The 26,712-nt window shown below is 66.8% G+C and carries 23 protein-coding genes; 14 read left to right on the top strand and 9 right to left on the bottom strand.

The features are described 5' to 3' along the window. Positions 1–63 precede the first annotated feature (63 nt). Complete coding sequence (locus FA90_RS14095) at positions 64–930, top strand: SGNH/GDSL hydrolase family protein (RefSeq protein ID WP_051971790.1); 867 nt, start codon at positions 64–66, stop codon at positions 928–930. 26 nt (positions 931–956) lie between these two features. Here FA90_RS14095 and FA90_RS25045 read toward each other — a convergent pair whose 3' ends face one another. Next, on the bottom strand, positions 957–2,735 hold the full coding sequence (locus FA90_RS25045) for an MEDS domain-containing protein (RefSeq protein ID WP_051971789.1): 1,779 nt from the start codon (positions 2,733–2,735) through the stop codon (positions 957–959). Positions 2,736–2,891: 156 nt separating this feature from the next. Next, positions 2,892–6,068: an efflux RND transporter permease subunit gene (locus FA90_RS14085; protein ID WP_081933854.1), complete on the bottom strand. Its 3,177-nt coding sequence runs from the start codon at positions 6,066–6,068 to the stop codon at positions 2,892–2,894. Between the two features lie 101 nt (positions 6,069–6,169). Between FA90_RS14085 and FA90_RS14080 the strand changes: the two genes are divergently transcribed. The 3 genes from FA90_RS14080 to FA90_RS14070 all read left to right on the top strand — a co-directional run bounded on the left by FA90_RS14080 (position 6,170) and on the right by FA90_RS14070 (position 8,877). Further along, positions 6,170–7,141, top strand: coding sequence for an NAD(P)-dependent oxidoreductase (locus tag FA90_RS14080; RefSeq protein ID WP_081933853.1), 972 nt, complete (start codon positions 6,170–6,172; stop codon positions 7,139–7,141). Positions 7,142–7,171: 30 nt separating this feature from the next. Continuing rightward, positions 7,172–8,017, top strand: a complete 846-nt coding sequence (locus FA90_RS14075; protein ID WP_036169695.1) for a hypothetical protein — start codon at positions 7,172–7,174, stop codon at positions 8,015–8,017. A gap of 155 nt (positions 8,018–8,172) precedes the next feature. Further along, complete coding sequence (locus FA90_RS14070; RefSeq protein WP_156116707.1) at positions 8,173–8,877, top strand: hypothetical protein; 705 nt, start codon at positions 8,173–8,175, stop codon at positions 8,875–8,877. A gap of 35 nt (positions 8,878–8,912) precedes the next feature. Here FA90_RS14070 and FA90_RS14065 read toward each other — a convergent pair whose 3' ends face one another. From FA90_RS14065 to FA90_RS14050, 4 genes are all read right to left on the bottom strand, one after another. Next, positions 8,913–9,875, bottom strand: coding sequence for an IS1595 family transposase (locus FA90_RS14065; protein WP_036169689.1), 963 nt, complete (start codon positions 9,873–9,875; stop codon positions 8,913–8,915). A 57-nt stretch (positions 9,876–9,932) separates the two neighbouring features. Then, positions 9,933–10,958 carry an IS1595 family transposase gene (locus FA90_RS14060; protein WP_051971788.1) on the bottom strand — a complete coding sequence of 342 codons (1,026 nt, stop codon included), beginning with the start codon at positions 10,956–10,958 and terminating at the stop codon, positions 9,933–9,935. 137 nt (positions 10,959–11,095) lie between these two features. Beyond that, positions 11,096–11,281 (bottom strand): hypothetical protein, encoded by a 186-nt coding sequence (locus tag FA90_RS14055; protein WP_036169687.1) that lies wholly within the window; start codon positions 11,279–11,281, stop codon positions 11,096–11,098. Between the two features lie 134 nt (positions 11,282–11,415). Then, positions 11,416–12,075 carry a TetR/AcrR family transcriptional regulator gene (locus FA90_RS14050; protein WP_036169685.1) on the bottom strand — a complete coding sequence of 220 codons (660 nt, stop codon included), beginning with the start codon at positions 12,073–12,075 and terminating at the stop codon, positions 11,416–11,418. Between the two features lie 116 nt (positions 12,076–12,191). On the opposite strand from FA90_RS14050, the gene FA90_RS14045 reads away from it, so the two are divergent. The 3 genes from FA90_RS14045 to FA90_RS14035 are packed head-to-tail and all read left to right on the top strand — an operon-like array spanning position 12,192 to position 16,511. Next, a complete protein-coding gene (locus tag FA90_RS14045; RefSeq protein ID WP_036169683.1) occupies positions 12,192–13,355 on the top strand; it encodes an HlyD family secretion protein in 1,164 nt (387 codons plus the stop codon). 11 nt (positions 13,356–13,366) lie between these two features. Then, positions 13,367–14,974, top strand: coding sequence for a DHA2 family efflux MFS transporter permease subunit (locus FA90_RS14040; protein WP_036169681.1), 1,608 nt, complete (start codon positions 13,367–13,369; stop codon positions 14,972–14,974). Positions 14,975–14,993: 19 nt separating this feature from the next. Next, complete coding sequence (locus FA90_RS14035; RefSeq protein WP_307171561.1) at positions 14,994–16,511, top strand: efflux transporter outer membrane subunit; 1,518 nt, start codon at positions 14,994–14,996, stop codon at positions 16,509–16,511. A 48-nt stretch (positions 16,512–16,559) separates the two neighbouring features. Here FA90_RS14035 and FA90_RS14030 read toward each other — a convergent pair whose 3' ends face one another. Beyond that, a complete protein-coding gene (locus FA90_RS14030) occupies positions 16,560–17,036 on the bottom strand; it encodes a nuclear transport factor 2 family protein (protein WP_036169676.1) in 477 nt (158 codons plus the stop codon). A 93-nt stretch (positions 17,037–17,129) separates the two neighbouring features. Between FA90_RS14030 and FA90_RS14025 the strand changes: the two genes are divergently transcribed. The 7 genes from FA90_RS14025 to FA90_RS26495 all read left to right on the top strand — a co-directional run bounded on the left by FA90_RS14025 (position 17,130) and on the right by FA90_RS26495 (position 24,795). Beyond that, positions 17,130–18,185: a hypothetical protein gene (locus tag FA90_RS14025; protein WP_051971787.1), complete on the top strand. Its 1,056-nt coding sequence runs from the start codon at positions 17,130–17,132 to the stop codon at positions 18,183–18,185. 318 nt (positions 18,186–18,503) lie between these two features. Continuing rightward, the gene (locus FA90_RS27525; RefSeq protein ID WP_036169673.1) at positions 18,504–20,231 is read left to right on the top strand and encodes a methyl-accepting chemotaxis protein; all 1,728 of its coding nucleotides are present in this window, start codon (positions 18,504–18,506) and stop codon (positions 20,229–20,231) included. A gap of 151 nt (positions 20,232–20,382) precedes the next feature. Next, entirely contained in the window at positions 20,383–21,075 is a 693-nt protein-coding gene (locus tag FA90_RS14015; protein WP_036169672.1) for a hypothetical protein, read from the top strand. A 120-nt stretch (positions 21,076–21,195) separates the two neighbouring features. Continuing rightward, positions 21,196–22,236 (top strand): BON domain-containing protein, encoded by a 1,041-nt coding sequence (locus FA90_RS25040; protein ID WP_051971786.1) that lies wholly within the window; start codon positions 21,196–21,198, stop codon positions 22,234–22,236. A 138-nt stretch (positions 22,237–22,374) separates the two neighbouring features. After that, a complete protein-coding gene (locus tag FA90_RS14005) occupies positions 22,375–23,208 on the top strand; it encodes an HDOD domain-containing protein (protein ID WP_036169671.1) in 834 nt (277 codons plus the stop codon). Between the two features lie 86 nt (positions 23,209–23,294). Beyond that, positions 23,295–24,341 (top strand): SDR family oxidoreductase, encoded by a 1,047-nt coding sequence (locus FA90_RS14000; RefSeq protein WP_036169670.1) that lies wholly within the window; start codon positions 23,295–23,297, stop codon positions 24,339–24,341. Between the two features lie 136 nt (positions 24,342–24,477). Further along, entirely contained in the window at positions 24,478–24,795 is a 318-nt protein-coding gene (locus tag FA90_RS26495) for a hypothetical protein (protein WP_156116706.1), read from the top strand. On the opposite strand, the gene FA90_RS13995 is transcribed toward FA90_RS26495, so the two are convergent. Both FA90_RS13995 and FA90_RS13990 read right to left on the bottom strand, forming a co-directional pair. After that, the gene (locus tag FA90_RS13995) at positions 24,693–25,856 is read right to left on the bottom strand and encodes an MFS transporter (RefSeq protein WP_036169668.1); all 1,164 of its coding nucleotides are present in this window, start codon (positions 25,854–25,856) and stop codon (positions 24,693–24,695) included. The two genes, FA90_RS26495 and FA90_RS13995, sit on opposite strands and share 103 nt — an antisense overlap. 188 nt (positions 25,857–26,044) lie before the next feature. Then, a complete protein-coding gene (locus tag FA90_RS13990; RefSeq protein WP_036169667.1) occupies positions 26,045–26,647 on the bottom strand; it encodes a YigZ family protein in 603 nt (200 codons plus the stop codon). Positions 26,648–26,712 lie beyond the last annotated feature (65 nt).

The raw sequence follows: 26,712 nt of genomic DNA, 5'->3' as shown, positions 1-26,712 counted from the left end.
TGAACAGCGCGCTTATGGTAGCGTTATTGATTACCTTTAGTGCGACAAGGAGCGAGCAAGCCGATGAAATCCAAGACGATGAACCGCACGACCACGGCATTCGCCGCCGGCCTGCTCGCGATGAGCGCCCTGGCCGCCATGCCCGCCAGCGCCAGCGCCCAGGCCGCGCGCTTCGTCTCGATGGGCAGCTCCTACGCCGCCGGTCCCGGCGTCGGCCGACCCGACCCGGCCAGCGGCGGCTGCGCGCGCTCGCTGACGAATTACGCGCGCACGGTCGCCGCGCATCGCCACCTCGACCTGGTGGACGTGTCCTGCTCGGGCGCCACCACCGACAACGTCCTGGACCATGGACAGCACGGCTTCCCGGCGCAGATCGAGGCGGTGACGGCGGACACGCAGCTGGTCTCCATCCTCATCGGCGGCAACGACGTGGCTTACGTGGGCGACCTGTACGGCTTTTCGTGCCGCTTCGAACACAAGGACAAGTGCGGGGTCTCGGACACGGCGACGCTGGAGAAGCGCTTTGCCGAGCTGCCCGCAAAACTCGATCGCGTGATCGCGGCCGTGCGGGCGCGCGCGCCGCATGCGCGCGTCGTGCTGGTGGGCTACCTGCCTGCGCTGCCCGCAGCGGCTGGCGCTACCCAACCGCTGTGCGCGGCATTGCCGCTGGCGCCGGCGGACGCCCAGCGCATGCGCGACACGATGACGCGGCTGACACGGGTGTTCGAATCCACCGCGGCGCGCAACCACGTCGACCTGGTGCCGGCCGCATCGATCAGCGCGGGCCACGATGCCTGTGCGCCGGCGAACTACATCACCGGCTACCACCCGGCGCGCACGCCCGGCTGGAAGGAACCCGTCGCCTACCATCCGACCCAGGCCGGGATGGACCGGATCGCGCTGGCGTTCGAGCGGGTCCTGGACCGGTAACGCCGGCGTGGCCGGTCGCCAGCGGCTCAGTGCGCCCCGAGCCGCGCCAGCGTCGACAACACGTCCTCGAACGTCGCCGGCTTGAGCAGGTGGGCATCGAATCCGGCTTCCTTGCTCAGGGCGCGATCCGACGCCTGGCCATAGCCGGTCAAGGCGATCAGCCTGGGCGCCGGCGAGAGGTCCAGTGCGCGCAGCTGTCTGGCGACGTCGTACCCGCTCATGTCGGGCAGGCCGATGTCCAGGACGACCAGGTCCGGGCGCATGGACTTCACCTTGTCGATGCCGGTCAAGCCGTCGTCCGCGGTCGCGACCTCATGGCCGTGCAAGGACATCATGGTGGCCATGGCCTCGCGCGCGTCGGCATTGTCGTCGACGATCAGGATCCGGCTGGCCGGCGCGGTGTTCGAGATGGTTTTCGCTGCGATGCCGTCGGCGGCGCCGGGCGCGTCGCATACGGCGAGCCGCACGGTGAACACGCTGCCGGTGTCGGCGCCTTCGCTGAAGGCTTCGATGCTGCCTTCATGCATGTCGACGATGCGGCGCGCCAGCGTCAAGCCGATGCCGAGGCCGCCATCGGCGCGCGCCAGCGAGCGCGGCAGCTGGGTGAACAAATCGAACACGGCGTCGAGCATCGGTCCCGGAATGCCGGTGCCGTTGTCCTTGACCGTGATGGTCGCGATGCCGTCCTTGATCTTGGCGCCGATCGCGACGTCGCCGCCGTCCGGCGTGTATTTGGCGGCATTGTTGAGCAGGTTGCCGAACACCTGGGCCAGCCGGGTCGCATCCGCATGCACGTGGACCGCGCGGTTGGGCACCGCGACCGAGAGCGCATGCCCGCGCTGGTCGATCAGGACGCGCGATTGCTCGACCGCCGTGTCGATGACGTCTGCCAGCGACACCGGCTTGCGCTCGAGCTGGATCTGTCCCTGCGTCACGCGCGCGGCGTCGAGCAGGTCGTCGACCAGGCGCGTCAGGTGATTCGCCTGCCGGGTCAGGATTGCCGCGCTCGTGGCGATGACGGAGCCTTCGGGCGCGCACGTATGAATGACTTCGGCAGCGGTGCGAATCGGCGCGAGCGGATTGCGCAATTCATGGCCGAGCATGGCGAGAAACTCGTCGCGCGCATGCAGGGCGGCGTTCAGCGCCGCCGTACGCACCTCGACCCGCTCTTCGAGCTCGCTGTTGAGCTGGATCAGGCGGTCTTTGGCGACCTTGAGCGCCGAGCTTTCCAACAGTTCCCATTCGCCGTCGCGGCGGGCGAGGGCGAACTGGTGATGGCGGCATACGTCGAGCACGTCGGATGGGTTGCACTTGTCCAGGCTGTAGGTGCACAGCGCGACCAGATTACGCCGGTTGAAGGCGTCGTTCACCTGGCTTTCGTAGGCCATGAATTCATCCCAGCCGGAACCCTCCACCCAGCTGGTGTCGCCGGTCAGGCGCAAACCCACGAAACCCTGCTCTCGACAACGGGCTTCGCGTTCCAGCCAGCTTGCCAATACCTGCTCCGGCTCGAATCCGCTCGACGCCTGATACCAGTCGCCCATCGACACGATTTGCATCTGCCCGCTCGACAGATAAGCGTCCAGGTCGGGCACCGATTCGGCAAGCAAGCGCCTGGCCTTGTCGGTGTCGAAAGTGAGAGGCGTTACCCATAGGCATGCTTCATTGGCCGCCAGTCCCGCCGTGAAATACGGGACGAGCGTCTCGACCAGATCCTGTTCTTGCTGATAGAACTGGCAGAAGTGGGAACCCCACGGGATATCGCCCACGGCATCGATGCCCGACGTACGAATGGTGCTGGTCATCGTTTCCTCTACTGGGTATGAAGCGATCGGCGGTCATCATACACCCGTCGTGTCCAGTCCGGCAGATGAACGAACATCAGTGGGAAATCGTGCGTGATCCTTGGTAAATAAGAGACATATCGAGCATCCCCCGAGCCGGCGCGCCCGCTGCGCGGCCTATTTCGCCACCGCCGCATCGGCCGGCGCCGGATCGGGCGCGCCGGGGTCATTCTTGTCCTGCGGCCCCGGCTTCTTGTCCTTCTTGTGCCGCCCGAGCACCTTGTCCACCGCGATATAAAACATCGGAATCATCAAGGTCGCGAGAAACGTGGCCGCCAGCATGCCGCCGATGACGCCGGTGCCGATCGCATGCTGGCTTTGCGCGCCGGCGCCGCGCGAGATCGCCAGCGGCAGCACGCCCAGCACGAAGGCCATCGAGGTCATCACGATCGGGCGGATCCGCATGTGCGCGGCTTCCAGGGCTGCGTCCAGCGCGGATACGCCCTCGCCCTGGCGCGCGTGCGCGAATTCGTCGACCAGGATCGCGTTCTTGGCCGACAGGCCGATCGTCACCAGCAGGCCGACCTGGAAGTAAACGTCGTTGGTCAGGCCGCGCAGCATGGTGGCCGCGACCGCGCCCAGTATGCCGATCGGCACGACCAGGATGACGGCGAACGGAATCGACCAGCTTTCGTACAGCGCGGCCAGGCTCAGGAACACCACCACGATCGACAGCGCATACAGCAGCGGCGCCTGGCTGCTCGATTGCTGCTGCTGCAGCGAGGTGCCGGTCCACTCGAAGCCGATCCCTTTCGGCAGCTGCTTGGCCAGTTCTTCCATCGCGTCCATCGCCTGGCCCGAGCTCTGGCCGGGCGCGCCCTGGCCCTGCAGTTCCATCGCCTCGACGCCGTTGTAGCGCTGCAACTGCGACGGCGCGGTGATCCAGTGGCTCGAGGTCACCGCGGTGAACGGCACCATGGTGTTGTTGGCGCCGCGGACGAACAGGCGATCCAGGTCGCCCGGGTTCATGCGATAGGGCGCGTCGGCCTGCACGTAGACCTTCTTGATGCGGTTGTCGGTATCGAGGAAGTTGTTGACGTAGCGCGAACCCCAGGCGACCGAGAAGGACTGGTCGATGTCGGACGGGTTGACGCCGAACACGCTGGCCTTCTGGCGGTCGACGTCCACCTTAAATCCGGGGCTGTCGGTCACGCCGTTGTAGCGCACCTGCGCCAGGACCGAGTGGTGGCGCGCGCCGTTCAGCATCTGCTCGCGGGCGCGCGCGAGCGCGTCGTGACCCAGGCCGCCGCGGTCCTCGAGCTCGAAGTCGAAGCCGGCTGCGCTGCCCAGGCCGCGGATCGGCGGAGGGCTGGTGGCGAAGATGAGCGCCTGGTTGTGCGTGCCGAAGCGTTTCGTGAGCCGCTTTTGCAGCGCCTCGACGCTCAGGTCGTCGTCCTTGCGCTCGTCCCACGGTTTGAGCTGCACGAACATCCGGCCCTGGTTTTGGCCGCGGCCGGCGTTGCTGACCCCGTTGACCGAGAACGCGGCCGTCACCATCGACTTTTCCTCGCGCAGCAGGTAGTTGCTGATGTCGTCCAGCACCTGGCCCGTGCGCGCCTGGCTGGTGCCGGCCGGGGATTGCACCTGCACGTACAGGAAGCCCTGGTCTTCGTTGGGCAGGAAGGAAGTCGGCAGGCGCAGGAACAGGAACACGGTCACGGCGACCAGCGCCGCGAACACCGCCAGCCACAGCACCATGCGGTTGGCCACCGCCTTCGAATAGCGCACGTAATGCTCGCGCGTGCTCTCGAAGCCGCGGTTGAACCAGCCGAAAAAGCCGGTCTTGTGCTCTTCCGAATGGCGCAGGATGGTCGCGCACAGCGCCGGTGTGAGCGACAGCGCGACGAACACCGACAGCAGCATCGAGGCCACGATGGTCAGCGCGAACTCGCGGTAGATCGCGCCCACGGTGCCCGGGGCGAAAGCGACCGGCACGAACACCGCACACAGCACCATCGCCACGCCGACCAGCGCGGTGCCGATCTGGTCCATCGCCTTGATCGTTGCCTCGCGCGCTTCCAGCTTTTCCTCGCGCATGATGCGTTCGACGTTCTCGACCACCACGATGGCGTCGTCGACCAGCAGGCCGATCGCCAGCACCAGGCCGAACATCGACAGCGTGTTGATCGTGAAGCCGAGCGCCGCCATCAGGCCGAAGGTGCCGAGCAGGACCACCGGCACCGTGATCGACGGGATCAGGGTGGCGCGGATGTTCTGCATGAACAGGTACATCACCAGCACGACCAGCACGATGCCTTCGATGAGCGTCTTGACCACTTCCTCGATCGAAACCTTGATGAAGGGCGTGACGTCGTTCGGGTAGACCACTTCCAGGCCGGGCGGGAACAGCGATTTCAGTTCGCCCAGGCGCTTGCGCACCTCGTCCGCGGTATTCAGGGCATTCGCGCCCGGCGCCAGCTGGACGCCCAGGCCGGAGGCGGGCTGGCCGTTGTAGCGGTTGTCGGTCTGGTAGTTCTCGGCGCCGCGCACGATGCGCGCCACGTCCTTGAGCAGCACCTGGCCGCCGCTCTGCTGCGACTTGAGCACCACGTTGCCGAAGTCCTCGGGCGTGCGCAGCAGCGTCGATTCGGTGATGGTCGCGGCCAGCTGCTGCGCGTTGGACGCGGGCGGGCCGCCGAGCTGGCCGGCCGAGATCTGCACGTTCTGCGCCGTCAGCGCGGCCGTGACGTCGGTCGGGTTCAGCTGGTATTCGTTGAGTTTCGACAGGTCGAGCCAGATGCGCATCGCGTACTGGGTGCCGAACACGTTCAGGTTGCCGACGCCGTTCAGGCGGCTGATCGGATCCTGGATCTTGGAGGCGACGAAGTCGGCGATGTCGTACTTGCTCATGCTGTGGTCGCGCGAGACGAAGCCGACCACCATCAGGAAGTCGCTGGTCGACTTGGTCACGCGCACGCCGGACTGCTGCACCTGGGTCGGCAGCAGCGGCATCGCCAGCTGCAGTTTGTTCTGCACCTGGACCTGGGCGATGTCGGAGTTGGTGCCGGTCGAGAAGGTCAGCGTGGTGGTCGACTGGCCGGTGTCGTCGCTGGTCGAGCTCAGGTAGAGCAGGTTGTCGATGCCGCTCATCTGCTGCTCGATCACCTGCACCACCGTGTTCTGCATGGTCTCGGCCGAGGCGCCGGCATAGCTCGCGCTGATCTGCACCGAGGGCGGCGCGACCGGCGGGAACTGCTCGACCGGCAATTTGAAGATCGACAGCCCGCCTGCCAGCATGATCAGCAGCGCGAGCACGATCGCAAAGATCGGACGATTGATGAAGAACTTGGACATGAACAGGCTACTCCGACAGCGTCATCCGGACTGCCAGAGTAACCCGAACCGGCGCCATGCGCTGGCACCCGCGTTCAGCCGTGCGCGAGTATTGACCGCGGATGGCGTGCGCAGCCCTGCGTGCTGCCCTGCGCGCGCGCGGGATTGCTGGTCTAATAGCGTCCACGCCAACAAGACAGAAGGAGGAGTTTCACATGACTATCGCATTCATCGGCCTGGGCGCCATGGGCCACAACATGGCCGCCAACCTGCTGCGCTCCGGCCAGCCGGTCCACGTCTGGAACCGCAATCCGGCGCCCGTGCAGGCGCTGGCCGAGAAGGGCGCCAAGCCGGCCGCCAGCGCCGCCGAATGCGGCATCGCCGACATCGTATTCACCATGCTGGCCGACGACAAGGCCACGCGCGAGGTGATGATCGACGGCGGCGTGCTGGACGCGATGGCGCCCGGCAGCATCCACGTCAACATGGCCACCGTCTCGGTCGCGTTCGCGCGCGAGATGGCCGCGCTGCACCAGCAAAAGGGCATCGGCTACGTGGCGGCGCCGGTGCTGGGCCGGGTCGACGTCGCCGAGGCGGGCAAGCTGAACATCCTGGCCGGCGGCAGCGACGAGCTGATCGCGCGCGTGCAGCCTTTGTTCGACCTGATCGGCCAGAAGACCTGGCGCTTCGGGAACGAACCGGAGCAGGCCAACGCGATCAAGCTGGCCTGCAACCTGATGCTGGCCTGCGCGATCGAAGCCACCGGCGAAGGCACCGCGCTCGCGCGCGCGCATGGCATCCCGGCCGAGAGCTTCATCGACCTGATCACCAACACCTTGTTCGCCGGCTCGCCGGTTTATAAAGGCTATGGCGGCATGATCGCGCAGCAGCGCTACAGCCCGCCGGGCTTCAAGCTGACGCTGGGCCAGAAGGATGTGCGCCTGGCGGTGGAAGCGGGGCAGGGCACGAACCTGCCGCTGGCCTTCGGCGATGCGCTGCAGGGCCTGTTCAAGGAAGCGGTCGACCATGGCGACGTCGACCTCGACCTGGCGGCGCTGGGGAAGAACGCGGCGCGCCGCGGCGGCCTGGATTGAGCCGGGTTGACCTTGACTGAGGCGCCGCCCATGGAAAAACTGATCGCAGAACTGGCGCGCCTGTACCTGGCGCCCGAAGCCGTCACGCGCGAGGCGCTGGCCCAGCACATCCTCGGCCAGACTACGCTCGCCATCAAGCTGACCACGGCCGACGGCCTGACGCGCGGCCTGGCCATTCCGTTCCGGCGCGTGCCGGGCGCGCCGGAAGGCCGCCACTGGACGCGCCTGTGCGACGTCGCGAACGCGCTGCAGGGCGATCTCGGCCTGCCGGCGCCGGCGGTGAGCATCAACGGCGCCAGCGCGTTTTATCTGTGGCTGTCGCTGGCCGATCCGGTGCCCTCGAGCGAGGCCCAGGCCTTCCTCGAGCTGCTACGCCAGGCTTATTTTCCGGAGATCGAGCTCGATCCCGACGCCGCCAGCGCGCCGGTCTACCTGCCGCCCTGCCTGAATCCAAGGAGCGGCAAGTGGGCCGCCTTCATCCATCCCGGCATGGGCGCCTCGTTCGCCGACGAGTCCGGGCTGGAGATGGCGCCTCCGCTGGCCGGGCAGGCCGCCTTCCTGGAAGGCCTGGACAACATCGACGCGGCGCAGTTCGTGCAGGCGCGCGATCGGCTGCAAGCGGCGCGCGCCGCCAAACCGGCGGCACAGCCGATGGTGACGCTGCCGCCGCTCGTTCCCGCCGCGCTGCAGGCGATGCAGCCGGCGACGGTGCCGGCGCAAGCGCCTGCGCTGGCGCCCGCATTCGGCCCGACGCCCGCGCCATCCGGCGTGCCGGACGGCCTGCTGCTCAGGGACGCGACGCTGGAAGACATCGTGCGCGTCCTGCACGCGCGGGGCATCGAACCGAGCTTCCGGTTCGTGCTGGTGTCGCAGTAAAACCGCAACACCGCCGCGTGTGGGTGGCGCTGCGCGATACCTCCCGGCTCGCGCGGCGGGCCCCGGCGGAAAAAACCGCCAGCGTGACAATGCATGTATTTGTGACGAGCGCCGATTGGGTACCTTGAGCGTCCAACCACCCGATGGAGCCGACCATGATCCAGGCCGTCATTCGATACGCGCTGCTGTGCTTGCCATTGTCCGTAGTGGCCCAGGCCGTCGCCGCGGACACGCCGACCCCGCCCGCGCCGTTCGCCAAGCTGGTCCCGACCGAATTTCCCAACGGCCTGACCCTGGTCGAGCTCGCGCGCGTGCGCGACGCCGGCCCGCCATGGCGCATGGTCGAGGTCGCGGCTGAACAGGAGGGCGCGCCGTCGCGCCAGGAAAAAGTCAGCGTCGCCGACGGCGTGCGCGCCATGTACGCGTTTCCGGGAACGCAGTACTTTGCCAACGCCAAGATCGAGTTCAGCGTGCCCGGCCATTACGCCCAGGACAAGGCAACCGTGCTGGACGCGCTCACGCACGCGTGCGCGCGCATGAAGGCGCACGTCGACGCGTATGTCGGCGCGCATCCGGACGTGCGCGCGAAGCTGGACCGGGTGGTGTCCAGGGGCAAGGCTTACGTGAGCTACGAGAGCGGCAGCATACAGGGCTACGACTATGCGCTATGCACGCAGAATGCGCTGAACCTGAGCGGCAGCGTGCCGGCAATGCTGCACATCTTCGTGCCCCAGCGCGAGGTCATCGTTACGGCTTACCTGCTGCAGCAGAAGGAGTCCAAATTCCAGACCATCGATGAATTCCTCGGCATGCAGCGCGAATTCATCGACGGCTATATTGACTTTCTGCATCGGCAATAAAAAAGGCTGTGTTCGCGTTAAGTCGACGTTTTAGCCTACCTTGGCTGAGCTTGACGTACCGCAGCACACAGCCATTGCGCAGGTGTCTTCAACTCATGTGCATCGAGTAACCGCTGCCAGCCGGAATAGTTCGCCAGGTAACGGCTGGCGACACCCTTGAAGCGCATCAGCCAGCTTTTGAAACGGCTGTGCCAACCATTGACGTTCTGGAGATGGATCGCGCCGCGTGCACGCCGGCCCGCGCGCAGGTTGACGGGCGCGTGCGTGATCCCGGTCTCGGCGGCGAAGCGGGCATACGCCGCTGCACTGTCGCTGATCAAGAGCACGTCTGGAGAAAGCACGGGTGTCAGGCGCGAGCGCAATTGTGCTGCCGTCACGGGACCGCGGCCGGTATGAAAATCCAGCGTCAGGCCGTTGCGATCGCGCACCACCAGCAGGCAGTCGTGCTCGCGGTTGATGCCGCGCCGGCTGGCCACGCCGCCGCGTCGCCGGGGCGGTCGCGTCAACTGCCGCGCGCCCTTTTGCGATTCGAGGCGATAGGTTTCGTCGGCTTCGACGATCGCCGACAACATCGACGGCCGATGGTGCGCGGCGCCCGGTCCGAACCGGTGGCGCCAGCGAAAACTCGTGGTTCGGTGCACGCCGGTGTCGCGCGCGGCCTGGCGTACGGTACGCGACTCGAGCATGCACTGAAGATAGGGCAGCCAGCGCTCGCGCTTGCGCAGCCGCGCCAGCGGTGTGCCGGTCAGGGCATTGAAAGAGCGGGCACAGCCGAGGCAGCGAAACCGTTGCAAGCCGCTGGCGCGGCCGCAGCGGTGCAGCCGCATACCGCTGCAATGCGGACAGGGCCGGCCTGCCGCGGCCGCTTCGACCAGCGCCAGGCACTCGGACGGGTCGCGGATGCCGGCGATCCAGGCGCGCAATTGCGCCAGCTCGCTGCTGGACAATGTTGCGCCAGAAAGCAGGGTGAACAATTCGCTGAAGGTGGGCCTTTGCATCGTCACTCCCGATGGGCTAACTCGACAATGCGTAAGACTTCGGCAACGCCGTTTGGTTCACTTAACTAACGCGAACACAGCCATAAAAAAGGCTGTGTTCGCGTTAAGTCGACGTTTTAGCCTACCTTGACTGAGCTTGACGTACCGCAGCACACAGCCATTGCGAGGTGTCTTCAACTCGTGTGCATCGAGTAGCCGCTGCCACCCAGAATAGTTCGCCAGGTAACGGCTGGCAACACCTTTGAAGCGCATCAGCCAATTTTTGAAACGGCTGTGCCAGCCATTGACGTTCTGGAGATGGATCGCGCCGCGTGCACGCCGGCCCGCGCGCAGGTTGACGGGCGCGTGCGTGATCCCGGTCTCTGCGGCGAAGCGGGCATACGCCGCTGCGCTGTCGCTGATCAAGAGCACGTCTGGAGAAAGCACGGGTGTCAGGCGCGAGCGCAATTGTGCTGCCGTCACGGGACCGCGGCCGGTATGAAAATCCAGCGTCAGGCCGTTGCGATCGCGCACCACCAGCAGGCAGTCGTGCTCGCGGTTGATGCCGCGCCGGCTGGCCACGCCGCCGCGTCGCCGGGGCGGTCGCGTCAACTGCCGCGCGCCCTTTTGCGATTCGAGGCGATAGGTTTCGTCGGCTTCGACGATCGCCGACAACATCGACGGCCGATGGTGCGCGGCGCCCGGTCCGAACCGGTGGCGCCAGCGAAAACTCGTGGTTCGGTGCACGCCCGTGTCGCGCGCGGCCTGGCGTACGGTACGCGACTCGAGCATGCACTGAAGATAGGGCAGCCAGCGCTCGCGCTTGCGCAGCCGCGCCAGCGGTGTGCCGGTCAGGGCATTGAAAGAGCGGGCACAGCCGAGGCAGCGAAACCGTTGCAAGCCGCTGGCGCGGCCGCAGCGGTGCAGCCGCACAGCGCTGCAATGCGGACAGGGCCGGCCTGCCGCGGCCGCTTCGACCAGCGCCAGGCACTCGGTCGGGTCGCGGATGCCGGCGATCCAGGCGCGCAATTGCGCCAGCTCGCTGCTGGACAATGTTGCGCCAGAAAGCAGGGCGAACAATTCGCTGAAGGTGGGCCGTTGCATCGTCACTCCCGATGGGCTAACTCGACAATGCGTAAGACTTCGGCAACGCCGTTTGGTTCACTTAACTAACGCGAACACAGCCATAAAAAATGCCGCCCAGCGCACTGGACGGCATGTCGGTTGGGCCAGGCCCGGTTTCAGTTGTAGCTGGTCCAGCGCTGCGGGATCTCGATCTGGCCGGACTCGGCGGCGGAAGCATAGGCGCGCATTTCTGCGACCACGGCTTCGAGCTGCTCGGTGCCCGGGTTTTCGAGGAAGCCTTTCATGCGCTCCTGGAGCGCGGCTTGCTGGTCACGCCATTCGTAACGGGAAGACTTGCTCATGCCGCCTCCTCGTAGAACGGACGCTCTACGCTGATCATTTTATTTATCATGTTCATGACATCCTCCTTCAAAGATCCCAGGATGCCCGATGCAAGCAGGCGGGTCCGTTCGATAGCGCACATAGACCCGGCCACTCAAGCCGGCAGCACGCTGAGGTAGAACAGGTCGAGGCGGCGATCGAGGTCGCGCCGGCCATCTTCGACCGAACGCACCCGGAATTGCGGCATGAAGCACAGCAGCTGCTCGCCCGAGATGCAGGCCAGCAGGTGGCTGGGCAGCAGGTCGAGCGGCACGTCGGGGCGCATCTGGGCGCGGATCTCGGGACGGGCGAAATAGCGCGCCAGCATCTCGCGGGTGCGGCCGGGGCCGCTGTTCCAGAACGCTTCGGCCAGTTCGGGGTTGGTCGGCGCCTCGGCCATCACCACGCGCTGCAGCTCGATCGCTTCCGGCGAGTTTTTCATGTCGTACATCTGGCGCGCGAATTCGCCGACCACCTCGCGCAGCGGGCGCGGATCGGTTTCCATCGGCTGGCTGCGGAAGAAATGGTCGCGCTTGGCGGCCAGCACGGCGTTGAGCAGGCCGGCCTTGCCGCCGAACTTGACGTAGATGGTGCGCACCGCCACGTGGGCCGCGCGCGCGATCGCTTCGAGGCTCGTCTTGGTGTAGCCGTTCTTCAGGAACAGCTCGCCGGCAGCCTGCAGCAGCTCCTGCATGCGCGCCTCGACGTCCGCAGCCTTCGGGCGGCCGGCCGACTTGCCGGGGCAGTCGGCGGCGTCTTGCGTTGAATTGTCCATGACCACACTCTAGTCCACTTCAAAATGAAATGCAACCGTTTCATTTCTTGACTTCCGCCGGATCTTGCCCAATAATGGGATTGACCATTTTCATTATTTTTTTTCCGGAGTGCTTCATGCCTGATACGCAAACCACGGTTGAGCAGAAACCGTCCGCCGTCCCGCCGGGCGCCGCCGTGCCCGCCAATGCCAGCAAGGGCCCGCCCAAGCGCGTGCTGATCGTGGTCGGCCTGATCGCCATCGCGGCTATCGTCGCCGGTGGCCGCATGTGGTACCGCAGCCATAACTTCGTCGAGACCGACAATGCCTATGTCACCGGCCACGTGCACAACGTCTCCGGCCGCATCCCGGGCATCGTGACCAAGGTCATGTTCGACGACAACCAGGTGGTCAAGGCCGGCGACGTGCTGGTCGAACTCGATCCGGCCGACCAGCGCGTGCGCGTCGATAACATCCAGGCCCAGATCGCCAGCGTGCAGCAGCAGATCGTCCAGTCGAATGCCGCCATCGAGCAGGCCAAGGCGCAGGCGGCCGCCGCCAAGGCCCAGGTCGCCCAGGCCGAAGCCAACTCGGTGCGCGCACGCCAGGACGCGCAGCGCTACGGCCAGCTGTTCAATTCGCAGATGAAGGCCGTGTCGCGCGCCGAAGTCGACGCCGCCACCGCCGCGCGCGCCGGCGCGGCCGCCGACGTCGCCGCGCGCCGCGAGAACGTCGCCGCCGCCCAGGCCCAGATCTCATCGGCCAACTCGGCCCGCACCGTGCTGCAGTCGCAGGTCAAGGTGCTGCAGACCCAGCTGAAGGACGCCCAGCAGCAGCTCGGCTACAACCAGATCGTGGCGCCGGTGTCGGGCCGCATCGGCAAGCGCAGCGTCGAAGTCGGCGCGCGCGTGCAGCCGGGCCAGCAACTGGCCGCGATCGTGCAGGACGACGTGTGGGTGGTCGCCAACTTCAAGGAAACCCAGCTGCCGGGCCTGGTGCCGGGCCAGCAGGTGAAGATCTCGGTCGACGCGCTGCCCAAGAAAGAGCTGATCGGGCGCGTGGACAGCTTCGCGCCGGCCTCGGGCAACCAGTTCGCGCTGCTGCCGGCCGATAACGCCACCGGCAACTTCACCAAGATCGTCCAGCGCGTGCCGGTCAAGATCACCTTCGCGCCGCAAGACCTGAAGAACTACGCGGGCCGCCTGGTGCCGGGCATGTCGACCGAAGTCGAAGTCGACCTGCGCCAGCAGGGCGCGCAAAACAACGCGGCCGGCGCCAACGCCGCCACCGCCGCCAAGTAACAAGGACGACGATGGCCACCTCCACCAAGCCTATGGCGCCGCCGCAGGGCTTCGCTCCACCCGCCAACGGGTCGCACATCGATGCGCGCACCTGGGTGGCGGTGGCGGCCGGCATGCTGGGCGCCTTCATGGCGGTGCTCGACATCCAGATCACCAACTCGTCGCTGCGTGACATCCTGGGCGCGCTGTCGGCCACCCAGGAAGAGGGTTCGTGGGTCTCGACCGCCTACCTGTGTGCGGAAATCGTGGTGATCCCGCTGACCGCGCTGTTCGTGCGCGCGCTCGGCCAGCGGCGCTACCTGATGGGCACCACCGCGCTGTTCCTGCTGTTCTCGACCCTGTGCGGCGCGGCCTGGAGCCTGTCCAGCATGATCGTGTTCCGCATGCTGCAGGGCTTCACCGGCGGCGCGCTGATCCCGATGGCGATGACGCTGGTGATGACGCGCCTGCCGCCGGCCAAGCGCGCCACCGGCATGGCGATGTTCGGCCTGACCGCGACGCTGGCGCCGGCCATGGGCCCGACCCTGGGCGGCTACCTGACCGAGCTGTACGGCTGGCCCTCGATCTTCTACATCAACTGGGTGCCTGGCGTGCTGCTGATCGCTGGCATGTACTGGGGCCTCGACAAGGAGCCGCGCAACCTCAAGGTCCTGCTCAACGCCGACTGGCTCGGCATCGCGCTGATGGCGACCGGCCTGGCCAGCCTTACCATTTTCCTGGAAGAGGGCAATACCAAGGACTGGTTCGACTCGCCGTTCGTGAACACCTTCGCCGCGCTGTCCATTGTCGGCATCCTCGGCTGGGTGGTGACGAGCTTTTCGCGGCCCGACCCCTTCGTCAACCTGCGCCTGTATGGGCAGCGCAACTTCCTGGTCGCGACCGCGCTGTCGGCGGTGGTCGGCATGGGCCTGTACGGCTCCTCGTACCTGCTGCCGCTGTACCTGGGCCAGATCGCTGGCTACTCGCCGATGCAGATCGGTGAAGTGATCGCCTGGATGGGCTTGCCGCAGCTGTTCGTGATGCCGTTCGTGGCGCGCCTGTCGGGCAAGATCGACAACCGCATCATGTGCATGTTCGGCCTGGCGATGTTCGGCATCTCGTGCATGATGAACGCCTACATGGATGCGACCACCGGCTACGACCAGCTGATGGTCACCCAGGTCATCCGCGCGATCGGCCAGCCGTTCGTGATGCTGACGCTGTCGAACTTCGCGATGAACGGCATCCCGATGAAGGACATGGCGTCGGCATCGAGCCTGTTCAACATGACCCGCAACCTGGGCGGCTCGGTCGGCATCGCGATGCTCGGCACCGCGCTGACCAACCGCGAACACTTCCACTCCGAGCGCCTGGGCGAGTCGGTGTCGATGGCGGCCGCCGCCACGCAAAGCCGCCTGGACTCGCTGACCCAGGTGTTCATCGGCCAGGGCATGGACGCGGCCACCGCGGCCAACCAGGCGATCGCCGCGATCGACCGCATCGTGCGGCGCGAGGCCTTCGTGATGGCCTACAACGACGGCTTCTGGCTGGTCGGGTTCATCCTGCTGGCGGCCATCCTGGTGCTGTGGTTCGCCGACAAGGTCAAGTCGCCCGGCGGCGCCGGCGGCGGCGGTCACTGATTACGGAATAAGAAAACCAATGAAAACAATGAATTTCAAGCCTGTCCTTCGCACCGCCGCAGCGGCGGCCGTGGCCGCGATGCTGAGCGCCTGCGGCACCGTCGGCCCCAATTTCACGATGCCCAAAGGGATCGACCTGGCGTCCGCCTGGCGCGGCGCGACCCAGTCGCCGGCCGAACCCGGCCAGAGCACGCCGCCGGCGCCGGTGGCCCAGGTGTCGGAACAAGCGCGCCTGCCGGCCAACTGGTGGAGCGTGTTCGGCGACGCCACCCTCGACCAGCTCGAGACCCGCGCCATGACCGGCAACCCGAACGTGCGCGCCGCCGCGCAGCGCCTGGTGCAGGCGCAGGCCCAGCTGGGCGTGACGCGCGCCAACGAGCTGCCGTCGCTGAACGTGAACGCCGGCGTGTCGAACCAGCGCACCTCGCAGAACAGCACCGAGGGCATCCTGTTCGGCCACCAGTCGCTGCATGGCATGAACTACGAAGTCGGCGCCGGCTTCTCGTGGGAGCTCGACCTGTGGGGCCGCGTGCGCCGCGTGGTCGAAGCCGCCGACGCCCAGGCGCTGGCGGCCCAGGACGACCGCGACGGCGTGCTGCTGATGCTGTCCAGCCAGGTGGCCACCGCCTACTGGCAGCTGCGCGGCCTGGACACCGAGATCGCCATCCTGCGCAACGCGCTGGGAACGCGCAAGGAGTCCGAAGGGCTGATCGAGGCGCGCTTCAACGCCGGCCTGTCGAACGAGCTGGACGTGTCGCGCACCCGCATCGAGCGCGCCAACGCCGAAGCCGACCTGCATGAAGCCCAGCGCGAGCGCGACACGCTCGAGCACGGCCTGGCGGCCCTGATCGGCGCCTCGCCGAGCGCGCCGCTGGTGGCCCCGGCGCAAGACGTCGCGCTGCCGCAGCCGCCGAGCATCCCGGTCGGCCTGCCGGCCAGCCTGCTGGGCCAGCGCCCGGACCTGGCGGCCAGCGTGGCCCAGCTGCGCGCCTCCAACGCCCAGATCGGCGTGGCCCAGGCCGCGTTCTATCCGGACGTGTCGCTGACCGCCAACTACGGCTTCGCGTCGCAGCAGCTGAGCCAACTGGCCAAGGCGAGCTCGCGCGAGTTCTCGATCGGCCCGCTGGCGCTGTCGCTGCCGGTGTTCGACGCCGGCCGCAACAAGGCCAACCTGAAGCTGGCCCAGGCGCGCTACGACGAGGCGGTCGCCAACCACGAGCAGCGCCTCTTGACCGCGCTGCGCGAAGTCGAGGATGCGCTGACCGACGTGCAGCAGCGCCAGCAGCAGGGCGACGTGCAGGCCCAGGCCCAGCAAGCCGCCGCGCGCGCGCTGCTGGTGGCGCAGGCCCGCTACGACCGCGGCCTGTCGACCTACCTGGACGTCACCGACGCCCAGCGCAGCACGCTGGCGGCCGACCGCGCCGCCGCGCAGATCCGCACCCAGCGCCTGCTGGCCGCGGTCGAAGTCGCGCGCGCGCTCGGCGGCGGCTGGAGCCAGGGCGCGCCGGAAGCGGTGGCGCAGGCGGACGGCAAGTAAGCCGTTTCCGCTGCTGATGAGAAGGCCGGCCTGTGCGCCGGCCTTTTTTTACAACCCCAGTTCGCTCAGCCCCGGATGATCGTCCGGCCGCCGTCCCAGCGGCCAGTGGAATTTCCGCTCTTCCGGCTTGATCGGCAAGTCGTTGATGCAGGCGAAGCGGCGCGCCATCAGGCCGTTCTCGTCGAATTCCCAGTTCTCGTTGCCGTAGGAGCGGAACCAGTTGCCGGAATCGTCGTGCCATTCGTAGGCGTAGCGCACGGCGATGCGGTTGCCCTCGAAAGCCCAGAGTTCCTTGATCAGGCGGTAGTCGAGTTCCTTGGCCCATTTGCGCGCCAGGAACTGGACGATCTGCTCTCGCCCTTCGACGAATTCGGCGCGGTTGCGCCAGCGGCTGTCGGCTGTGTAGGCCAGGCTCACGCGCTGCGGGTCGCGCGCGTTCCAGCCGTCTTCGGCCAGGCGGACTTTCTGGATCGCGCTGTCGCGGGTGAAGGGCGGCAGCGGCGGGCGGGTTTCTAGGGTGGTCATTCGGGTCCTCGTGTCGTCGATGGGTGCCAGATTATTGCAGAGTGGCGCAAGCGGTGTAATATCGTCAACCACCACTTCGATCTGCCGCCGCCCATGCCTTCACGTTCGCTCCCGCTGTTCCTCGCCACCTTCCTGACTTGCGGCGCCGCCGCCGCCCAATCCTGGCAAGCCGTCCCGAGCGGCACCACGGCCGAGCTGCGCGGCCTGTCCGTGGTCAGCGCCAAGGTTGCCTGGGCCAGCGGCGCCCACGGCACCGTGCTGCGCACCGTCGACGGCGCCCACTGGCAGGCGCTGCAGGTGCCGGACGCCGACGGGATCGACCTGCGCGACATCCAGGCTTTCGATGCCGACAGTGCGGTGGCGATGGGCGCCGGCCCCGGCGCCGCCTCGCGCATCTACCGCACCGACGACGGCGGCGCCCATTGGCAGCTGCAAGCCACCAACGCTGACCCGGACGGCTTCTGGGATGCGATGGCGTTCTGGGACAAGCAGCACGGCATCCTGTTCGGCGACCCGGTCAAGGGCCGTTTCCAGGTCTACCTGACAGCCGATGGCGGCCGCAGCTGGCGCGCGCAGGCGACCAGCGGCCTGGATGCGCTCGAGCACGAGGGCGCGTTCGCGGCCAGCGGCACCTGCCTGGCGGTGGCGGGCGCCGACGATGCCTGGATCGCCACCGGCGGCGCGAGCGAATCGCGCGTGTTCCACTCGAGCGACCATGGCCGCAGCTGGCGCGCCGCGGGCACCCCGATCCCGGCCGGCGCCGCCGCCAAGGGTGTGTTCTCGGTCGCCTTCCTCGACGCGAAAACCGGCATCGCGGTCGGCGGCGACTACCAGAACCGGCACCTGGCCGGCGTGAACGGCGCCGGCACCGACGACGGCGGCGCCACCTGGCGCGCGCTGCCGGTGCAGCCGGCCGGCTACCTGTCGGTGGTGGCCACAGTGCCGGGCACGCGCGGGGTCCTGGTGGCCGCCGGCCTGGCCGGCTCGGGGCTCACGCGCGACGGCGGCAAGACCTGGACCGTGATCGGCCGCACGCCACTGAATACCGTCGGCTTTGCCGGGCCGGACAGCGGCTGGGCGGTGGGCCCGAAAGGATTGCTGATGAAGTACACGACCACGACGGCGTCGTCGGCAGCGGTGGAAAATTGATGTGTCTGTACAACAAGTCCTACTCAATCCCAGCAGATGCGGCACTCTGCACTCAATATCGTCAAATTTAATGCTTTATTCAGCGTTGTCCGTAGAGCGCAAAAGAATATTTTGCGCTGAGATCGCTCGAGGGCGATAAATACTTGGGCTGTAAGACTGTTCTGACGGAATCTTCGTAGATGCAAGCCGTCGCAGCAAGTAAGCTCAAATTGCCGTGTGGAATTGTGTGATATAGTCGATTTAGTTGCCTTAAGGAAATTTACAGAGGGCAACGCGCCCGGATCGCTCACTCCGGAATTTTCTTCCTCGGCTAACACAATGACCACTTCTGGACTCACCATTGGCAAGCGCCTGGCCTTTGGCTTTGGCGGCGTGCTGGGCCTCATGACCGTACTGGCGGGCTTGGCCATTCACCGCGTCGGTCAGATCGACGAAATCCTCACACGTATCAACGACGTCAACAGCGTCAAACAACGCTACGCGATTAATTTCCGCGGCAGCGTCCACGACCGCGCGATCGCGGTTCGCGACGTGGTGCTGGCCACCAGCGTCGACGCCGCCAAGCCGAAGATCGACCTGATCCACAAGCTCGACGAGAACTACCAGAAATCCGCGGGACCGCTGGACGCGCTCTTTGCTGCAGGCGCCAGTGTTTCGAGCGAAGAAAAGCAGGACCTGGCGCGCATCAAGGAAGTCGAGCAGCGCACCCAGCCGCTGATCGCCAAGCTGATCGAGCTGCGCCAGGCCGACAAGGTGCCGGAAGCGGCCGAGCTGGTCGCCACGCAGGCCGCGCCGGCCTTCGTCGATTGGCTGGCCAGCGTCAACGCGCTGATCGACCTGGAAGAAAAACTCAACAACGAAGCCGCCGCCAACGCGCGCAAGCTGTCCGGCACGTTCTTTGCCTGGATGCTGGCGCTGCTGGCGGTCGCCGCCGCGGCCGGCCTCGGGGCGGCCTTTTATATCAGCCGCGGCCTGTTGCGCCAGCTCGGCGGCCAGCCCGACTATGCGGTGCGCATCGCCGGCGCCATCGCCGCCGGCGACCTGTCGGTCCCGATCCAGACCGCCGCCAACGACCGCGACAGCCTGCTGTTCGCGATGAAGGGCATGCGCGACAGCCTGGTCAACATCGTCGGCCAGGTGCGCAACGGCACGCTGACCATCGCCCAGGCCTCGACCGAGATCACGGCCGGCAACCACGACCTGGCCGAGCGCAGCGAGCGCCAGGCCGGCACGCTGGAAGAGACCGCCTCGTCGATGGAAGAGCTGACCGGCACGGTCAAGCAGAACGCCGACAATGCGCGCCAGGCCAACCAGCTGGCCGAGTCGGCCTCGCAAGTGGCCCAGCGCGGCGGCGCGGTGGTGGCGCAGGTGGTGCAGACCATGGCGTCGATCAACGATTCGTCCAAGCAGATCGCCGAGATCATCGGCGTGATCGACGGGATCGCCTTCCAGACCAACATCCTGGCGCTGAACGCGGCGGTGGAAGCCGCCCGCGCCGGCGAGCAGGGCCGCGGCTTTGCGGTGGTGGCGAGCGAAGTGCGCAACCTGGCGCAGCGCTCGGCCGGCGCCGCCAAGGAAATCAAGGCGCTGATCGGCGACTCGGTGGCGAAAGTCGACGATGGCGCCAAGCTGGTCGACGAGGCCGGCAGCACGATGCAGGAGATCGTCACCAGCGTCAAACGCGTGACCGACATCATGGCCGAGATCAGCCTGGCCAGCCAGGAGCAGAGCGCCGGCATCGAGCAGGTCAATCGCGCGATCGGCCAGATGGACGAGGCGACCCAGCAGAACGCCGCGCTCGTCGGCCAGGCCGGCTCTTCCGCCGCCGCGCTGCAGGAAGAAGCGGAAAACCTGGCGCGCCTGGTCAGTATCTTCAAGCTGGAAGGCGCCGCCGCGCCGGCACGCGCCCCGGTCAAGGCCAGGGCCGGCGTGCCAGCCCGCGCCCCGGCGCCGCGCAAGGCCCTGGCGCAGAGCACCCCGCGCACCCAGCGTGCCCCGGCGCGCGCGATGGCGGCCGTGGACGAGACCGAGTTCGAGACCTTCTGAACGCAGGCTCGGCAGCCCCAGCGCTGCCTTCCTGCCAAGTTTGCCGTTCTGGACAGGCAGCGAAATATCGCTGCCGCAGTCCGTTTCCAGGGGTTTTTCCAGGGATAGAATTGCCGAAAGGCACTTCAGATATCCATCGGGGAACCCCTTCATGTTCAAATCCCTCTTTGCCCTTGCCGCCCTGTGCGCGCTATCCCAGGCGGCTCGCAGCGCCGAGCTGACCGCGCTGGAGTGGCGCTGGATCGGCGCCGCTGCTCCCGTCCTCGAGTATGCGCGCAGCTTGCGGCTGCCGATCGACATCATCGCGCAACCTCGCACCGGTCCCAACGACGTGCCGATGGCGATGGGCTTCGATGGCGGCCGCTGCAAGCTGGTGCTGTCGCTGCGCGGCAATCCGCAAGCCGAAAGCGTCCTGTCCGGTGTCGATCCGGATGCCCAGGGCGAACTGATCGAGGCGATGGCGGCCCACGAGATCGGCCATTGCTGGCGTTACGCCCAGGGCGTCTGGCATGCGCTGCCGGCCGGCTTCGTCGAAGTCGGGGAAGAGCGCGCGGCCGATCCCGCCGTGCTGGCCATGTCCAGGGCCATGCGCCAGACCCGGCGCGAGGAAGGCTACGCCGACCTGGTGGCGCTGGCCTGGACGCGCTGGCGCCATCCCCAAGACTATGGCCGCATCTACGCCTGGCTGGAAAAGGTCAGGCGCGACCAGCCGGTTGCGCGCAACGGCCACGACACCCGCGTCTGGGTCCGGCTGGCGCGCGATGGCGCCGGCTTCGGCAAGGCCGAGCGGCCGTTCGAAGACGCGCTGCCGCTGTGGCGCCAGGGCCTCGTTACGGATGAGTGACCAATGCCACCGTCAAAGTTTTATGGTTTTTTCGACAAGTGTTCGTTGGCGCACAGAGTTTGCCTGAGTCCGGGCGTTAAATCTGCATATCAAAACAAACCTGACAAAGGGACACAGACCATGAAAACGCTGATTGCGACATTACTCGCAACGGCGGCTGGCGCCAGTTTTGCCGCGGCGCCGACCGCGGCATTGAATCACGACGCGGCCACCTACAACAACATCAAGCAAAAAGCCGATGCGGCCTACCAGGCTGCGGCCACGAAATGTCCGGCCATGAGCGGCAACGACAAGAACGTCTGCATGGCCGAGGCCAAGCTGGCGCGCGTCCAGGCCGAAACCAACGCGCTGTCGCGTTACTACAATACCCCGGCCGGCCGCCAGAGCATGCGCACGGTCGTCGCCAACGCCGAGTACGACGTCGCCAGGACCAAGTGCGACGGCAGCAGCGGCGCCGACAAGGACAATTGCCTGAACAACGCCAAGTCGGTGCACACCGCGGCGCTCGCCGACGCCAAGGCCGACCGCGCGCCCGCCGCCGCCACTGCAACCGCCGCCGCCGCCGCCAGCGCCAGCACCGCCAACGGCGGCAGCATGGCCGGTGCGACCGGCGCCGGCCCCGGCGTCCTCGACAAGTGCGCGCAAGCCGGCGGCGACGCCAAGACCGGCTGCGTGATCGAAACCAAACCGTCGGCGCTGCGCGACGGCGCCGCCAATGCGGCCGCCAACGCCGCCGACACCACCCGCGCCGCCGCCTCGACTGCCGCTTCAAAGACCCGCGACGCTGCCGCGACCGCCACCGAGAAAACGAAGGACGTGGCCGCGACAGCTGCTGAGAAGACCAAGGAAGTAGCCCAAACCGCCGTCGAGAAAACCAAACAGGCTGCTTCAACCGTCGCCGATAAAACCGAGAATTCCGCCGCGGTCGCCGCACCCAAGGCCCGCGTGGTCGCCGCCGACACCGCGATCACCGCCAAGGTCAAGGCCGGCCTGGTCAAGGAGACCAGGATGGATTCGCTCAGCATCCACGTCGAGACCGAGAAGGGCGTCGTGATGCTGAGCGGCTTCGTCAACAACAAGGACGAGGCCGACAAGGCGGTGCAGGTCGCCAAGAACGTCGATGGCGTGGCCAACGTGCGCAGCGCGATCCAGGTGAAATAAGCCGGTTCTTCGTTCCCGCGCAAGCGGCCGGTGCATGCTTTCGCACACCGGCCGTATTTTTTGCTGATCTACCACAGGTTGTTGCTTCAAATATATAAATTGTCGAATCGCTAAAGCGGCGGCGGTATAATCGCCGCCGTGAACAGACTCGAAGCCTACGGAGACATCGCTGCCCGCGCCGCGCGCGGCGACATCCGTTTTCCCACCAGCGTCAATGCCATATTGCGCCTGCAGCAGGCGCTGCTCGAGCCGGACTGCCATCTGGAAGATGCGATCCGGCTGGTGCTGGGCGAACCCCAGCTGGCGGCGCGCACGGTGGCGCTGGCCAACAGCCCGGCCTTCAGCGGCGGCCAGCCGATCGCGAATGCGCGCGCGGCCGTCATGCGCATCGGCTACCGCAACCTGCAGCTGCTGGCGACCGCGCTGATGGTGCGCCAGTTCGGCGCCCGCATCCAGGACGCGCAGCTGCGCGCCAAGGCCAACCAGCTGTGGGAGCACACCGTGCAGGTGGCTGCGCTGGCCCAGGTGTTCGCGCGCCGCGTCACCTACGTCAACCCGGACACGGCCATGTTTGCCGGCATCGTCCACGAGGTCGGCGGCTTCTACCTGCTGTCGTGCGCCGACGAGTATCCCGGCCTGCTGGACGCGGATCCGGACGCCTGGCCCGAGCAATGCGAAGACATCGTCACGCGCGAGGTGGCGCGCAAGCTGGCCCTGCCGGAGCGCGTCGCCGAGGCCATCTTCGACCTGCGCGACAGCTGGCTGCACATGCCGCCCACCTCGCTGCTCGACACCCTGCTGCTGGCCAACATGTACGCCGGCATCCCATCGCCGCTGGGCCAGGCCCCGGCGCCGCTGCCGCACCACAGCGACAGCGCGCTCGACTACCTGGTCGACGAACCCAGCCTGCATCGCATGATCGTCGAGGCAGGCGAGATCGCCGGTGCGATGGGGCAGGCGCTGCTGGCGTAAACACGTCCCGCGCATATTCCGCCCGCGTCCGCCAGCGATATGGCGCTTTGTGTAAGCTTGCGTCTTCATTCTGCAAAGGAGCGAAGATGAATCACAACTATACGGCGCTGGTCGCGGGCGCCAGCGGCATCATCGGCAACGCCGTCGTGGGCGAGCTCAATCGCCGCGCCGACTGGAAGGTGAGGGCGTTGCCGCGCACCTTCGTCGAGGGCGTCGAGGCCATCAAGGCCGACCTGCTGGATGCCGACGCCACCAAGGCCGCGCTGTCCCAGGCCTCTGATACGACGCACCTGTTCTATGCCGCGCTCAAGGGCGGGCGCGACCTGGCCGACGAAGTGGCGATCAACGGCGCCATGCTGCGCAACCTGCTCGACGGCTTGAAGGCCGCCGGCGCGAAGCTGCAGCGCGTGGTGCTGTACCAGGGCGCCAAGGTCTATGGCGTGCACCTGGGCCAGGCCAAGGCGCCGTTCTACGAGGACGACCCGCGCCACCTGACGCCGAATTTCTATTACGAGCAGGAAGACGAGCTGCGCCGCCGTAGTGCCGCCGGCGAGTTCGAGTGGGCTATCCTGCGCCCGGACGTGGTGGTCGGCGACATCGTCGGCAACCCGATGAACATCGTGATGGTGATGGGCGTGTTCGCCGCGCTCAGCCGTGAGGCCGGGGTGCCGCTGCGCTTCCCGGGTTCGCCCAAGACTTACAACGGGGCTTTTGCCCAGACCACGGACGCCGATTGGCTCGCGCGAGCGAGCGTGTGGGCGGCGCTCGACCCGGCAGCTGCCGGCGAAGCCTTCAACCTGGTCGGCGAACCGTTCCGCTGGGAGCGCATCTGGCGCGACGTGGCCGCCACTTTCGGCATGGAAGTGGGCGACCCGCAGCCGTTCAAGCTGGCCGCGCAGATGCCGCTGATGAAGGATGCCTGGCAGGCGCTAGCCGCGCGGCACAGCCTGCAGGACGTGGCCTATGAAAAGCTGGTGGCGTGGCCGTTCGGCGACTTCATCTTCAATACCGAGTTCGACATGATCTCGGACATGGGCAAGATCCGTCGTGCGGGATTTACCGAAGCGGTGCGTAACGAAGATACCGTGATCGGCGCCCTGGAGCGTCTGCGCGCCCGTAAGGTCCTGCCTTAATCGGCAGTATCTGGAGTTTCGGATTGTTCAGTATCATCAAAAACGACATATTTAAGGCAATTTTTGATGAAAATGTTTTTGTATTTATCGATTCGATGTAATATTGCTCTATCGAATCTTTAATTTCTAAAAAGCTATGACTGGACGTCTCTTCCTTCTTGCTGTCGTCAGTGTGGTTGCGGCCGGGGTCGCCTCGGTCGGCGCCGCCGCCGTGATCGTCACGCTCCCGACCATCGCGGCGGCGCCCGACAAAGTGATGGCGCCGGGCTGTGTGTCGCTGATGGGTGCCGCCGTGGCGCTGGCGTACGGCCTGCTGCGTCCGCGCAAATCGGCGCCGGCTCGCCAGGCGCGTCAGGCCAGCGCGACCGACCTCTTGCCGTGGGCCAGCATGGCCGTGGCCAGCACCACGCCCGACAGCGCCAGGCCGGCAGCCACCCACAGCGGCGACGCGTAAGAATAGCCCAGGGTCAGCGGAATGCCGCCAAGGAAGGCGCCCAGGGCATTCCCGATATTGAAGCCGGATTGACCCAGCGAGGAGCCGAGCATCTCGGCTTCGCGCGAATTCTCGATCAGCAGCATCTGGATCGGCGGGCCCAGCGCCAGCGCATTGGCGCCGATCAGGAACGCCAGCGTCATCATCGCCACCTGCGAACCGGCCAGCACGGCATTCAGGCACAGCAGGCACACCATCGACATCAGCAGGATCAGGATCGCGCGCAGCGGCGGCACGCGGTCGGCCAGCTTGCCGCCGACGTTCACGCCGAAGGTCATGCCGACCCCGACCACGGTCATGATCAGCGGGATCATGTCGGCGTGGAACTGGGTGACGTCGGTCAGCAGCGGGGCAATGTAGCTCAGCCAGGCGAAGAAGCCGCCGGTGCCGATCGACGTGATGCCCAGCGCCAGCCACAGGCTCGCGCGGCGGAAGATCTTCAAGTCCTCACGCAGGCCGGCGCCCGGGGTGCCTGCCATGTAGGGCACGACCTTTTTCAGCATGACCACGGTCGCCAGGCCGATCGCGGCGACGATCAGGAACACGATCCGCCAGCTCATGTGGTGGCCAAGCCAGGTGCCGGCCGGCACGCCGATCACGTTGGCGATCGTCAGGCCGGAAAACATCGAGGCCAGCGCCGCCGCTTCCCTGCCTTTCTCGGCCAGGCGCGTGGCGACCACGGCGCCGACGCCAAAAAATGCGCCGTGCGGCAAGCCTGCCAGGAAGCGCAGCAGCAGCAGGCTGGTGAAATTCGGCGCCAGCGCCGACAGGCCGTTAAACACCAGGAACATCAGCATGAACCAGATCAGCACGCTGCGCGGCGGCTTGTGGCCGAGCATGCTGACCAGGGTCGGCGCGCCGACCACCACGCCGCAGGCATAGGCGGAAATCAGGTAACCCGCTTGCGGGATCGAAATGTGCAGGCCGTTGGCGACGTCGGGCAGGATGCCCATCATGACGAACTCCGTCATGCCGATGCCGAAACCGCCGAGCGCGAGCGGCGCCAAGCTTCGTTTGATCATGTGTTCTTTTTCGAGGTAATGAAAGAGCACGCCTGGCGTGCAAAAAAAGGATCCGCCCTGCGTGCACGCATGCGCGCGGGGTCACGAAAAGGCGGAGGGAGACCGGTCACTATAGCGACTCGGATCGGACCGGTCCGCTTTGGAGTCGTGATGTCCGGTATAGGACGGGATGATAGCGTTAACAGCTTTTAAGCGTCGGGCTCGCTCGATTTTCGCCAGGCAATGCGGCCGTTCCCGGCCTCGTTCAGGCGTTCGACCAGCGCATCGGCCTTGTTCTCGGGCAGGTGGAAGGCGAAGCCGACCTGGTGGGCATGCTCGACCGTGTCGAGGGTGGCGCCGACCGCGTCCAGTTCGCGCCGCAGCAAGCCTTCGAGCGGGTAGGGCGCCGTGCAGGCCAGGTGGCGCTGGCGCACGATCGCCACTTTCTCGGCCGCCAGCAGCGCCTGCGCCACGCTGTCGGTGTAGGCGCGCACCAGGCCGCCCGCGCCCAGCTTGACCCCGCCGAAATAGCGCACCACGGTCGCCAGCACGCCTTCCAGGTCCTGGTGGCGCAGCACGTCGAGCATCGGACGCCCGGCGGTGCCGCTCGGCTCGCCATCGTCGACCGCCGCCGACTGCCCACCAGCCAGCAGCGCCCAGCACACGTGGTTCGCCCCGGGGTGCCCGGCGCGCAGCCCGGCCACCACCTTTTGCGCGCCGGCGCGGTCCGGCATCGGCTGCACGCAGGCGATGAAACGGCTTTTCTTGATGATCAGTTCGTGGTGGACGGGGGCGAGAATGGTCTGGGGCATGGTGGGCGCAGGGTTGGCGAACGGGGCGAGCGCCGCATTTGCACAACACTGCGCTGAAAGGAAAT

The sequence above is a fragment of the Massilia sp. 9096 genome (assembly GCF_000745265.1).
Classification (GTDB): Bacteria; Pseudomonadota; Gammaproteobacteria; order Burkholderiales; family Burkholderiaceae_D; genus Telluria.
This window is presented reverse-complemented; position numbering and strand designations above follow the sequence as displayed.